Source organism: Escherichia albertii NBRC 107761 = DSM 17582, from assembly GCF_000759775.1.
GTDB classification, from domain to species: Bacteria; Pseudomonadota; Gammaproteobacteria; order Enterobacterales; family Enterobacteriaceae; genus Escherichia; species Escherichia albertii.
The window spans coordinates 1-12,297 of sequence record NZ_BBMY01000139.1; the positions used below are offsets into that span (position 1 = coordinate 1).

The 12,297-nt window shown below is 48.6% G+C and carries 16 protein-coding genes, 2 tRNA genes and 2 pseudogenes; 2 read left to right on the forward strand and 18 right to left on the reverse strand.

Translation table 11 applies throughout. From position 1 onward, the window contains the following. From EA14781_RS19295 to EA14781_RS19320, 6 genes are all read right to left on the reverse strand, one after another. Positions 1-201: sce7726 family protein (locus EA14781_RS19295; protein ID WP_042336069.1), on the reverse strand; the 201-nt coding region annotated here is incomplete at its 3' end. Positions 202-617: 416 nt separating this feature from the next. Beyond that, positions 618-1,076: a lysis protein gene (locus EA14781_RS19300; RefSeq protein WP_000091924.1), complete on the reverse strand. Its 459-nt coding sequence runs from the start codon at positions 1,074-1,076 to the stop codon at positions 618-620. Beyond that, positions 1,073-1,606 carry a lysozyme gene (locus tag EA14781_RS19305; protein ID WP_001274714.1) on the reverse strand — a complete coding sequence of 178 codons (534 nt, stop codon included), beginning with the start codon at positions 1,604-1,606 and terminating at the stop codon, positions 1,073-1,075. The genes EA14781_RS19300 and EA14781_RS19305 overlap by 4 nt, the downstream gene beginning before the upstream one ends. 55 nt (positions 1,607-1,661) lie before the next feature. Next, entirely contained in the window at positions 1,662-1,976 is a 315-nt protein-coding gene (locus tag EA14781_RS19310; protein WP_000193285.1) for a YdfR family protein, read from the reverse strand. 4 nt (positions 1,977-1,980) lie between these two features. Further along, positions 1,981-2,196, reverse strand: a complete 216-nt coding sequence (locus EA14781_RS19315; RefSeq protein WP_000284510.1) for a class II holin family protein — start codon at positions 2,194-2,196, stop codon at positions 1,981-1,983. 150 nt (positions 2,197-2,346) lie between these two features. Beyond that, the gene (locus EA14781_RS19320; protein WP_000874302.1) at positions 2,347-4,203 is read right to left on the reverse strand and encodes an SASA family carbohydrate esterase; all 1,857 of its coding nucleotides are present in this window, start codon (positions 4,201-4,203) and stop codon (positions 2,347-2,349) included. Positions 4,204-4,463: 260 nt separating this feature from the next. On the opposite strand from EA14781_RS19320, the gene EA14781_RS19325 reads away from it, so the two are divergent. Next, positions 4,464-4,799: an anti-adapter protein IraM gene (locus EA14781_RS19325; protein ID WP_000871291.1), complete on the forward strand. Its 336-nt coding sequence runs from the start codon at positions 4,464-4,466 to the stop codon at positions 4,797-4,799. A 70-nt stretch (positions 4,800-4,869) separates the two neighbouring features. Then, positions 4,870-4,995 (forward strand): annotated as a pseudogene (locus EA14781_RS25830) (hypothetical protein); the annotation flags it as partial. A 575-nt stretch (positions 4,996-5,570) separates the two neighbouring features. Here EA14781_RS25830 and EA14781_RS24480 read toward each other — a convergent pair. The 12 genes and pseudogenes from EA14781_RS24480 to EA14781_RS19380 all read right to left on the reverse strand — a co-directional run bounded on the left by EA14781_RS24480 (position 5,571) and on the right by EA14781_RS19380 (position 12,232). Next, positions 5,571-5,687: a DUF3927 family protein gene (locus EA14781_RS24480; protein ID WP_000226111.1), complete on the reverse strand. Its 117-nt coding sequence runs from the start codon at positions 5,685-5,687 to the stop codon at positions 5,571-5,573. A gap of 59 nt (positions 5,688-5,746) precedes the next feature. Further along, positions 5,747-5,823: transfer RNA gene (locus EA14781_RS19330), tRNA-Arg, on the reverse strand. Positions 5,824-5,832: 9 nt separating this feature from the next. Beyond that, positions 5,833-5,908, reverse strand: a tRNA-Ile gene (locus EA14781_RS19335). 49 nt (positions 5,909-5,957) lie between these two features. Continuing rightward, positions 5,958-7,007 carry a DNA-methyltransferase gene (locus EA14781_RS19340; RefSeq protein ID WP_000935516.1) on the reverse strand — a complete coding sequence of 350 codons (1,050 nt, stop codon included), beginning with the start codon at positions 7,005-7,007 and terminating at the stop codon, positions 5,958-5,960. A gap of 150 nt (positions 7,008-7,157) precedes the next feature. After that, positions 7,158-7,355: a hypothetical protein gene (locus EA14781_RS19345; protein WP_000917761.1), complete on the reverse strand. Its 198-nt coding sequence runs from the start codon at positions 7,353-7,355 to the stop codon at positions 7,158-7,160. Between the two features lie 226 nt (positions 7,356-7,581). Beyond that, complete coding sequence (locus EA14781_RS19350) at positions 7,582-8,403, reverse strand: antitermination protein (RefSeq protein ID WP_000762859.1); 822 nt, start codon at positions 8,401-8,403, stop codon at positions 7,582-7,584. Further along, entirely contained in the window at positions 8,400-8,774 is a 375-nt protein-coding gene (locus tag EA14781_RS19355) for a RusA family crossover junction endodeoxyribonuclease (RefSeq protein ID WP_000904156.1), read from the reverse strand. The genes EA14781_RS19350 and EA14781_RS19355 overlap by 4 nt, the downstream gene beginning before the upstream one ends. A gap of 12 nt (positions 8,775-8,786) precedes the next feature. Next, positions 8,787-9,833, reverse strand: a complete 1,047-nt coding sequence (locus tag EA14781_RS19360) for a DUF968 domain-containing protein (protein WP_001265096.1) — start codon at positions 9,831-9,833, stop codon at positions 8,787-8,789. Between the two features lies 1 nt (position 9,834). After that, positions 9,835-10,107, reverse strand: coding sequence for a hypothetical protein (locus EA14781_RS19365; protein ID WP_001403449.1), 273 nt, complete (start codon positions 10,105-10,107; stop codon positions 9,835-9,837). 158 nt (positions 10,108-10,265) lie between these two features. Then, a pseudogene (locus EA14781_RS25835) lies at positions 10,266-10,340 on the reverse strand (hypothetical protein); the annotation flags it as partial. Positions 10,341-10,497: 157 nt separating this feature from the next. Further along, entirely contained in the window at positions 10,498-11,601 is a 1,104-nt protein-coding gene (locus EA14781_RS19375; protein ID WP_000401168.1) for a helix-turn-helix domain-containing protein, read from the reverse strand. After that, positions 11,582-12,232 (reverse strand): hypothetical protein, encoded by a 651-nt coding sequence (locus EA14781_RS19380; RefSeq protein ID WP_001004956.1) that lies wholly within the window; start codon positions 12,230-12,232, stop codon positions 11,582-11,584. Before EA14781_RS19380 ends, EA14781_RS19375 begins: the two co-directional genes overlap by 20 nt. Positions 12,233-12,297: the final 65 nt, after the last annotated feature.

The following is a 12,297-nucleotide window of genomic DNA, read 5'->3' on the forward strand; positions in this document are numbered from 1 at the left end:
GATTTGAAGAGGCAAACGCTCCAAAGAGTCATATTCACTTTTGAGCTCGTACCCGTGTATAACACCATTTATTACAGCAATGTCTGCTCTACTGGCGCCAAGGGATATGGAAAATTCATCGACCACAAGGCAGTCTGGATCTAAATGCGATTCTTTCAAAAGCTTATGATGCACCGCGAACCTAACATCTTGATCTTTCATGACTTCTCCTTACTCCCTCCGTTATTGAATTATAGCGCACTGCATTTTACTGCATTTGAGAGATTTGACCACTTCAATCACAAAATGCTTATCTGCAGCAACAAGATTCATAGCCATACGACTATGGTGATTACCTTTTGTCTGGAAAACTGACCATTCCACGAAGATCAGATAGGTCTATAGAATCTTGGTTTGTCATAGCGTTCGTCTTACTTTGAGATGAACCTTTGCGGCATAGGAGATCAGCCCGTCAAGGCTCACCAGCACTAACTGACTACTCAAAGGCTCATTCCAAAGGGTTTGGTTCGACGTGGTTGAGTGCGCTGCGGTGCGCGGTGAAATACCTGTACAAAAATGCCCCGCATCTGCGAGGCATTTTCCTGAAAGTCACGTATTAAATTTCAGTGAAATTAAAATTATTTTAAGCACTGCGTCCTGATGTACTCCTGCAGGTAGTTGACCTGAGCGGTTATCTTGTCGATTCCACTTCGGAGACGGTAATAATTGAGTTCAGCATCTGCTGTAAGTCTTGGGCTTTCTCCATCGCCCATGCTGCTGGCTCCGGTCGTTGACTTTGCACAGGTGGCGGCGACTTGCAGGCGCTTACGCCCAGCAGAAACATCAGCACGAAGACTTTCGATAGTCGCGTTAGCATCAGCAAGCTCCTTTGTGTATCTGGCGTCGAGTTCTGCTACATCACGCTGACGCATCTGCATGTCAGTAATTACCACGTTCGCCAGCTTCAGTTCTCTGGCATTTTTGTCGCGCTGGGCTTTGTAGGTAATGGCGTTATCGCGGTAATGATTAACAGCCCATGACAGGCAGACGATGGTGCAGATAACCAGAGTATAAATAATCGCTGCGACTCTGCTCACTGATCTATCCCCCAACAGGCTAATGCGCTTTCCTGGTCACGACGAATAACCTGTCCATAGCAGTTATTTGAACGTATGCGGCAATCGCGCCCACCATCTTTTATCCACCAGCGAATCGCCTCGCATGCGCCCTTACGATCACCGGCATTCAGCCGCTTATAAAACGTCGACGGGAAACACTTACCGGGGCCAATGTTATAGGGACAGAATGACGCTATACCCGCTTTCTGTGGTTCGGTCAGTGGTACTTTAATATTGCGCTCCACCCATGCCAGCGCCTTATCACGTTCAATAGCGTTAACCTGGTCGCATTTTTCCTTCGACAGCTTCATTCCCGGTATGACGGGCTTACCATCCACCATTGTGGCACCACGACAGATGGTCCATATACCGGAACCATCGCGGTATGCCGTAGTGTGGTTACCCTCTTTTTCATCCAGAAACTGGTCAAGTATTTGAGGAGCAGACGCGCCTGCAGCAATCAGCGCCAGAACAGCAGCTGACAGGCCGTATTTGATTTTTGCGCTCATGGATATTTATCAGGATGCTACCAATGAAAGATACTGGAAAGCCAACTGCAAAAAGCTAACAACCCGTAATCGAGTTATCAGAACTGTTAATTTTTATGGTATACCGCGCCTCTGAACAGGGGCGCGTTTCTGGCAACAGCTCGTCCCCTTCACATAACCCGGCAGCAACATCCATGAAGACCTGTCTGATGCTCCTTCTGGCTGCTGCCTCATAAAACTCCAGCGCGGCACCTTCAACACGGTCCAGCGAGATGTCCAGGTCAAAAATTTCACCGTCAAAGCGTTTTTTGTCCCGTAACGCTAAAGTTACCGTAACTTTATTCTCAAAATTGCGGATCCCTTTCACAATCAGTTCATAGTTTTGAGTCATTGAATTACTCTCCCCGTGCAGCCTTACGACGGTCCTCTCTGATTTTGAAATACAGGTTAGTCAGATATGTCAGCAGCCCAAACAGCAGACTCCCCAGCACGCCTATTGCCGCCCACTGAGACGGGGAAACCCTGTCCAGCAACTGCAGGAACCAGTAGCCCGTTCCCACCGCTGACGTGGTGTATGACACACCTGTTGTGATTTTTTCCATCTGGTACATACCCCGTCTCCCGTTATCCGGAAGCTGACAACAATAAAAAAAGCCACCAGTTAAGTACTGATGGCTCTGATAACTCATGCAGGCATCTCAGACGACCCACTGACACTACCGGTGAGTTTAACGATACCTTCCATTTGACTGGCTCACTTTTTATGATGATGCTGGTGCATTTATCTCCAGCACCAGACTTTCTATCTCAACGCCATACGCTGCATTTTTGGTAATATCCGTCAGCGTCAGCGCATTCAGCCCCAGTGTCAGACTGTCTTTTATGACCTGGAATGCCGGGCCAGCCACTCCATTCAGTTTCGGAGTAACCGTGGCACTGCCGGCGGTGAACACCAGCTCCAGCGTCTGCCAGTCGTTACTGTAATTCCCGAACTCGCCCAACTTTGTGTTTCCTGCTTTCCTGTGATGCATCAGATTCAGTTTGCCGTCTGTGGTCTGGGTGAAGAACGACATCAGGAACGGGTTACCAGTCCCGGTCATCGCCACGACGTCAGGTAACGCTACATCGGTATACAGATAAATTCCCAGACCGAACTGGTTGTTGGTCAGTGCGCCTGACAGTCGAAACTTACAGCTCAGTCTGCCACCCCGTGTCAGCAGGGAGACTGCGTCATCCACCGGATGCATCAGGGACCAAGTTTTATTGCTCTGCTTGGTAACCTTAAACACACCATCTTCCAGCGCAACACTGCCGCCGGTGATGGTCCAGCCCTGCGCAGCAGCCTCTCCGGCTGTCGGCAGCAGGGAGACTGTACGAACGGATGTGTCACCATCAGACGGCCCCGATGGAGTGTCGCCGCCGGGCGAGGGTTTGATTTCCGGTGCCTTACCACTAATGAAGGCTAAGGTGCGACCGGCTACGTTCAGAATAGCAGTTGCCATACGATCGGGAATAATGCCACGACGCGCCCATGAGCTGAAATGCGTCGGGCGATTTGATGATACCCAGTTTTTGTTCGTTCGGGATGCCGAACCGTAATAACCAGACCCGGCAATATCAGGATCTTCTGACGGGTTGTTTGTCGGTGTATTAACTCCGCTACCATCGGTCATAAAGGGAACAAAATAAATCTGCTGGGATTCTTTACCTTTATATGCACCATATACCACTTCATATTGCGTACCGTGTTCTTGTTTCCACGCGTATGTCGTGTCGCCACAAATCCAGGGGACTGATGCCGGACTTCCACCGTGACACTGCGCCGCCAGCCCGGCAAGGTCAGCACGGAACTGCTGTACCATTGCAAGAAATGCTGCTGGCTGCTGGGCGTAACTGGCATTCGTCATATCGAATTCCCCCTGCATCCAGCATATCGCCAGCAAAACGTTTTTCGGATTTTTCTGCAATGCTGCCTTCGTGCGGAAAAGCAGATCCTGATATAACGGCTTACCCACTCCCCAGCGAGCCGAATCCTGACTGGCCCCCGTGGACTCGCTGAATGTCCCCTCCGTGCCCTGGGTGAATGCCGAACCACCACGACAGCATGGTACCAGCAGGATCCCCGCGTTATTAGGGATATACGGAAGCAGTTTTTTGGCAATATGTAAGCCCTGTCCGACACAGCCGTACTGCCCTTTGCTCAGGTCAGCCCGGGGATGATTAATCGTACTCATATCCTGAACATCATGCAGACAATGGTCAGCAGGAATGATGTCGTTAAATACGCATACTTCACCACCGGGAGTCACTGTGTTACGCCGGGCCAGTTGCTTAATGCGCGGATGGGGCGCATCGTATGAATCCGGAAGCGGAAGCCCTTCACCGTAAGCCATGGCATTGGATTGCCCGGCCAGTACGATGACGTAGTACCACTCCGGCTCAGTTGCACCACTGACGACCACATCACCTTCTGCTGCAATCGCCTGCATCAGGGTATAAGGGGTTATGGCCACCGGACTACCAAACGGCTGCCAGCCCTCTTTCAGTTTATGTGTCAGCTTTTCCGCAAGATCTGACGGCGACGCCGCCCTGACAACATCATAGTGTTTAAATGCCATGGTTCTTTCCACCATCTGAAAAATGATTCTTTAAAATACCTGACATGTAATACAGAAAAAACACAAAACCATACCTTAAATAAAAACCTCATCATCAAGCAGATATGCATGGATAAACTACAAGACGAGATATAAACCACCCTGCATTTAAATAAACAATAAACAACATCAGAAAAATAATTCTGCTCTATGGTTTACAATCAAAAATATCATTTATACTTTTCAGAACATCACCAGCAAGGCATAAACAAGGAAACTAAATGAAGTGGATTGTGATTGATACAGTTATCCAGCCATCATGCGGAATATCTTTTTCAGTCATATGGAGTAAAATAAAATTAATAATCTGGTATCAATCGGATGCTTTCTTACCTCCTGAAAGTATATTTACACTGACTCACACAGGCATCATGCTCAATAACAAAGTGCTACCTGTAACCATTTACAACGTAGTACCATTCAATAAAACATTCTGGAATTTAATCAAAAACAGCCAGGAATGCCCTACAAATACAGATAACGTATTGAATGAATGCTTTAATAACCGTTGCACTCTGCAAATATGTCCTTATGGGCTAAAACAACAAAGTCCATAAGGAGTTTACTCACATCTGACAAAATCAATATAAACAGCCCCTCCGGAGAGGGGCTGGAGAGTGGCGCTATGTGCCATTGCATGGTGCCGGGTGCCTCCCGGTGAATTCAGTACCAGCACCTGAATCCGCGATTATCCCATATACCTACTCGCTGATTACCCCTCCGCACAGGGGGATTCACCATGCGAAATTTTTTAACAAACTTCCCGCCGGCCAGACAATAATCGCCAGCCTGAATTATGAGCAACGTGGCATTTTACGGGAAAACTGTTTTCTGCAGTAAAAAGGCCCGCCGGAGCGAGCCTGGAAGGATAGCGGTCATGTGATGCCGGTTTCCCGGTAACTCAGCATCGGTATCTGAGTCAACGTTTTCTCTACTGGGTCATTTCCGATACGTTCCGCCTTCCGGCAGACTTTCATCACGTCAGAAAATATAGCACCCTGAGTAACAGGACAGTACTCAGAATTCAGGAAACTGTGACACATCCTGCACAGAAAAGCCCCTCCGGAGAGGGGCTGAAGTATAGCCTAATTTCTGTCTGTCGCATGGTGCCAGGGGCCTCCCGGTAAATTCAGCCTGTCTACTGAATTTGCATGTTCTCTGGATCATACACTTTGCCAGATGCCCCGCCGCTGAGGGGGATTCACCATGCGATGTAATTTTTAACAAATTCTCCGGCAGCCAGACAATCATCAAGCTGTGGAATTGTGAGGTATTTAAAAATTTCAACGTGTAACTGATACCCTGCTAATCGCCTGATGCTTTCTTTTTCAGCAACGGGAAAGCAACAACCACACACCCGCCACCAAAACACCATCAGACAGCACCGACATTATCCGGCTGCTGAAGTCCACCATCACCACCAGAAACAACAGGAGTGCAACCACAGCTGCTTAGAAGGCAATTGCTCTGTCCGGCTGAGCTAACAACGCAGAATACCGATAAATGGACCGCCATCGAGAACTCGAACCCCGCGCAACCAGCTTCGAAGGCTGGCGCTCTATCCCGATGAGCTAATGGTGGTATGTGATATGGTGGCCCTTGCTGGATTTGAACCAGCGACCTGGCGATTATGAGTCGCTCGCTCTCACCACTGAGCTAAAGGGCCGGGAGCAGAATAATAATGGTGCGTAATTAATTCTGCAATCTCATCCGTTTCAAACGATTAAATCCTGAACTTCCCTGACTGTCTGCTCAAAACGTCCGGTCTCCAGCTCAACGCCAATCGCACGACGCCCGAGCGCCAGTGCCGCTTTTACCGTTGAACCTGAGCCCATAAAAAAATCTGCAACCAGGTCACCCGGACGACTGCTTGCGCTGATTATCTGCTGCAGCATTTCTGCCGGTTTTTCGCACGGATGTTTCCCGGGATAGAACTGCACCGGTTTATGTGTCCACACATCCGTGTACGGCACCTGCGCCGTCACACCAAAATACCGCCGCAGATGCTTATATTCACTCTGCAGCTCCACATACTGCCGGTTCAGTGACGTATACGTATCCACCAGCTGGTGGTGGGGCTTTTCCAGTTCACCGCGCTGATGTTTCTCTTCTGCCACCCGGGCAAACAGCGACTGTAATTTCAGATAATCGCTTTCGTTCGGTAGCTGCCACTGACTGGCACTGAACCAGTGCGACACCATGTTTTTCTTTCCTGTGGCATCTGCAATCTGTTTTGCCGTTATCCCCAGGGCCGCGCGCGCATCACGAAAGTAAGAAATCAGCGGGGCCATCACATGCTGTTTCAGTGCACTGCCCTTCGCCGCATACCCGGCATCTTTCGGACGATACGGCCCCTGATAATGTTCCGCGAACAGAATGCGCTCTGTGGCGGGGAAATACGCCCGCAGGCTTTCCTTGTTGCATCCGTTCCAGCGTCCGGACGGCTTCGCCCAGATAATATGGTTCAGCACACTGAAGCGTTCACGCATCATGATTTCGATATCAGATGCCAGGCGATGACCACAGAACAGGTAAAGACTTCCGGCAGGTTTCAGCACCCGCCAGAACTGCGCCAGACACTGGTCCAGCCACTTCAGGTAATCATCGTCGCCCTTCCACTGGTTATCCCAGCCCTCAGGCTTCACTTTAAAGTACGGCGGGTCCGTGACTATCAGGTCAACAGAATTTTCGGGTAACGACCGGATAAATTCCAGGCAGTCGGCGTTGATTAACTCACAACTGGATATTTTTACAGTATTAAGCATGGATCATTAAGCCTGTCTCTGATAGGCTCATTCTGCTTTTGCGCAAAGCAGTGGGCCTGAGGTTTGCTTGTGAACCCAACGCATGAGCAGATGGCTGGTGGGTGCCCCTAACACCCACCAGCCGCCCATTTACCACAAATAAAAAAGCCTTCACTGCGGAAGGCGTCTGTAACAACCGAACTGATAGTCTGCCAGATCCGCCATAACCAGCTGGGTCAGTATTAACTGGCAGCGTTCGCGTGAAAGGTAAGTATTCTGCGCTATCTCCCCGACTGTCGCCGGTTCGGTAACGCTTAATTCATTAAACACCACTCTGGCGGTTTCTGTCATATCCTGCTGTTTTAGCATGTCTTTTTCCCTTTTCCGGTTAACGTGACACACCAATAACTCTTGTCGAAAAAGCCAGCAAGCTGAAAGACAGGTATTCACCGCCACCAGCGCGTTTACTATACTGACGCGATTTCAGTCATAAAAAACCCGCCAGGCGGCGGGGTGTAAAAAATCTTCTAACGTCAGGCATAAAACGCCCATCGTTAGAGCAAATTTACCACAGATTCGGGAAAAATCAACAACACTATCGCGTTACCCTCTTTAACTGCCGCTCCGCCCATGCCTCTTCAATGTCAAACCGAACCACCAACGTATCGTAAAAGCGTTTCACTGATTTTTTCCACGTATCAAGCGTGATAGCACTCGTCACTTTGCATATGGCATTAAATGCCTCCGTTGATGGTAGTCTTTCACAGCCACGACCACCACAACGCTGGCAGTCTCTGATAACAGGCATACCACGTTTTACCGACTCTTCACGATGAATGGCGACACCACGCCCACGGCAATCCTTACAGGCGGTGGAAACCTCACCCTTTCCGCCACACTCCGGACAGGCAACTTTTACCACCTCCCTGACTTTTTTCCATTCTTCCCAGTAAGACGGATACACACCTTTCGTACACTTTGCCCATACCGGCGGCTTACCATCCGGATACTGGATCTTGTTTGTAAAAACCTCGCTTTCAATAAATTTTTTTCCGTGACAGCAGGAGCACTGTTTTTTGCTCGCCGCGCTGCGGGCATAATCTTCAAACGCATACGAAGCCATAATACGCATCACTGCCGGTTTTATTTCTGCCGGGAGTTTTCTTAACGCCGCCACGCGATCACACCGACTGAGTGCATATTCTGTCAGCAATTCTGTTGCCCGCTCTCTGTCATTCATACTAATGCCCATTTTCCCAAGGAACGCAGAAAACCCCATCTCAGCCCGATTCTGTGTCATGCCCTGCGCGGCCATCACATCAGTGATACTCAGCGCATCTTTCGACGTTGAGGCCGATGCATCAGTCAGGCCGGGGGATTTTGGGGAGTGGTATTTCGGTAAATCTTCCAGTTTCATTTTTTGACCTGCCCTTCAAGCATTATGGGGTAAATCTTCACCCCCAGACGTCCACCAGATACTGGCTGAGCACGAACGATATTGATTTCATCAAACTGCTCATCGTCCATTAGCAACCCCACATGCGTCAGCGCATCCAGCGGCGCTTTCAGAATATTGTCCAGGTCACGGCGGCGCTTATCCGGTGGTTCTGCAATAATTTTTATTGCCAACCTTCCGGACAGGCTTAATTTCAGCCGCTGCTGGCGAACAATAAGCGCCACTGCCCGGCGATAACGCTCCCCGGCTTTTGATACAAAATATGTGCTGCCACGACGACGCCAGTAAGTGTTCACCGTCGGCGGGTAAGGTAAAACCAAATCTATGAGCATCAGTCACCTCTTTTACCCAAGCACGCCAGTTGCAAAGGCGTGATCAAGAAAACGAAAAATTAAATCAACCTGAGAACCATGCTTTTCTTCGAACGCCAGAGGATCCGCATGAAGCTCGTTGTGATGCTCCCGACACAGCGGTAGCGTGAAAATATCGTGAGATTTTGTCCCCATTCCGCCCTGACCATGACCAATCAGGTGATGGGGATCGTCGGCTGGCTTACCACAACACGCACACGGCTGTGTCTTCACCCAGCGTGTGTATTTCTCGTTAACCCAGCGGCGACGTTTAGGTCGTTTCATGAAAGATTCCGGAGACTCAGGATCAACGGCAATGCTGACCACCGTCTCTTCCTGTGGCGGGTTTTGCTGGTGGACGTGAGGCAGCGGCGCAAGATTTTTTGTGCGCTGCTTCAGTATGCTGGTGGCGGTCTGCTCTCCCGGTACGATGTCGCTTTCACGGTACATTGAGCGGATTTTTTCCGCACGCAACCCCAGCGAACGACGTAATACCGCTTCCGGTAGCGCGTCCGCCACCTGATTGCGGACCGCCCACCAGGATAATTCAGCCAGCGATAATTCCCGTTCCTGCGAGCCATTCATTGCATGGCGTATGACGTCAATCATCCATGCAGACAGGTTTTGGTGAGCAAGTTGCCCGAGTGATTCGGAGGTCTGGTCGCGCAGCTGGTTGTCGCAGTGCCAGCACAACACCATTGCGCCGGTACCATAACGGTGAATGACGGTTTCACTGTGGTGATAATCGCCGTGTGGCCACTGGCAGGATTTAACATGGCGCAGTAACCAATCAGACAATGCGCCAGCGCCACCAGCAGCACGAATCACTCGTTCGTCGCTGAAAAATGGCAGTAATGATTTATCCTCCGCCAGCGGCTGGCGAACGGCAGGAACGACCCCGGACGGCAGATTACGCATGCTTTTCGGTTCCGGCTCCACCAGTACCCGGGTATTGTGGAATACCGGCATGGATTCACGGCCCGGCTTAACGATCACCAGCCCGAGTTCCGGTACCAGAACAGGTCGAAGTAATACCCGCACGTTACCTCCAGATGCGTTGCTGGAATGTGCGGGACGGACGCGGTGGGCGTTCGGAATAAGGGAGTCTGACGTAGATTATCCAGTGACGATAATCGAGGGTGAGGGCTTTCCTAAACTCATATCCACGTCTGCGGTAGTTATGAATCAGCCATTCGGCCTGTTCTTCAGTACAGGGATCGTGCTGATACCAGTCATATTTGAATGCGTGAGAACGCCACCCGTGCCTGCTGGCAAAGGCAGAATCAGAATTGCGAAATTTGAAATTATGCGCCATTGTCATCTCCAATGGCGCTGCAGGTTGCCAGTTGTTCAGGCTGGCTCACGTATTATAACTTATTCCCGAACTACCTTGAAACCGAGTCTTTCCAAGTATTCAATGAATGCCTCAACAGATAACACTACATGATCATCAGGAATTAACGCTGTGTAGGTAATACCCCCATTCTCAACGCGCACAGCATAGAGGCCATCTTCACTAAAAATTTCACGTAATTCTTCGATTTTCATCAACAGAATCCTTCCAGATAAATAGCACTCCCCCTGTTCGGGGTCCATCCCTCTTCTCCCTGCGCGCTACTTAAGTATTTTTGATTCTATTCTGGCACCGTCCAAAACTTCAAACACGTTGAAAATAAAAACAAAAAACCCGCCGAAGCGGGTATACTCAAACAATCTGGAAAATATTTCTTGGATTTGTAATAGGTCTGTTGATGGAGAACAACTCACGAATTAAATCTTGGCTCAAGCCAGTTTTCATAAGAATTCTTAGCCAGGTTGCATCATCCAGCATTTCAATCGCCTCGGCCAGCATGCCGGGTTCTTCAGGGCGCAAAAGTTCATCACCAGGTTCAACTCTCGTATACCCTCTGGAATTAAGATGCATATAGCCAGTTCTTGCCTGTTCCTGGGTCAATAAGCCTAATGCGCTGGCTCGATAAATACACATTTTAAGGCTGATTTTCCATCTAAGTTTAAATTCAACCAGAGCATTCCAGTCGAATTGCTTACCTCGTATTCGTGGAAATTCTTTAATGAAAGATAACCTGGGAACTAATAAGGCGCTCGAAAAGTGATCGGCTTGTGATTCCGTAAGTTTATCACCTGTCGTTATGCCCTCATGCATTACTAAATGCCCTAATTCATGACCTAAATCAGAGCGAAATCTACATATGCTTTTTTTAACATTGTTCCTGATGATAACAGGCCTGTTATTGTGAACAGTAAAAGCATCAACACGATCATCGACTCCCGTAACATGCGCAACGATTACCCCTAAACTCTCCGCCAATTTAACCATTGATGATATAGGGCCAAGACCTAAATTCCAGGCACGGCGACAATCTTCTGCCACTCGCTCAATATCATTCGGAGTAAGTAATTCAGCCCCTGGGTGCTCCGGTATGTTAACGTCAGGAAATTCGATTTCACCTTCAACAGCAGAAATTATAATATTAAGAATCTCAGCCCTGGCCAATACACTATTAGTCAGCGTTTGAGTCCTGGACTTCTTACTCCGAAAATGGCAGACATCACTTTCCAGAGCGTATTTTCGTTCAGTAAAAAGAAAACTGGACTTAATCATAAGCGCTGAAGATATTAACTCAAGACATTGCTCCGATGGCCTGCACCCCTTCTCCAGTTTGCTAACGAATTGCTTTGTCTTGCCAATTTTTTCGGCTAACTCTTCACAAGAAAGCCCAACAGCCATTCTCGCTAGTTTGAGCTTATCACCCCGATACTCAGTGAAGTTATTCACCTGATGTTCCATCACTGCTCACATCCAAATCTTTATCCTTCGTACGCCGACGAAGAGGCACCTTATTAATCTCCGCTTCGTCAGGGAGTGTGTTATAATCAAGAGGCATAAGCGGCATCGATGCTGTAGATTGATGAGAAACTATACTAATCTGAGCACCATAAGTATTAAATCCAACAAGAGCTACCTCCCAACGAGGCAGTGTGGACTCTAATTCACCATCGCCCTCTTCGGATAAAAAAGGCTCAGCTATGACTCGCCATGTAATATCTTGCTCAGCCTCAACATCACCAAACAATGATAGCTGCTCATACTCTACTTTATTTCGACGCAGACGATGTTTCTTTTTGGGGTTATTAATGCAATCTTTGGTAAATTGTAGCGGAACTTTATTTAAAGCAACTACATAGTCCAACCCCTTGGAAATCATCTCAAGGCCAGGAATTGCATCTTCATTTTGAATAAGATGATTTCTGACCCAATCATAAGCCCTTACACCTTCAGACCAGTTGCTGTCTAATGCGTGCTTATGATAGTACAGCTGCTCAAGTACGTTAGCGATCTCCGCCAACAAGTGGCGAACATAGTTTTCAGCAAGATAAGGTTGAAATTCCCAACAAGGAGCTAACTGATTTTCATTCATTTCAAGTTTCGCTTTTTTTAGAATTCGTAAACCACATATTTTCGCATTTTTCTATTTTTGTCAAC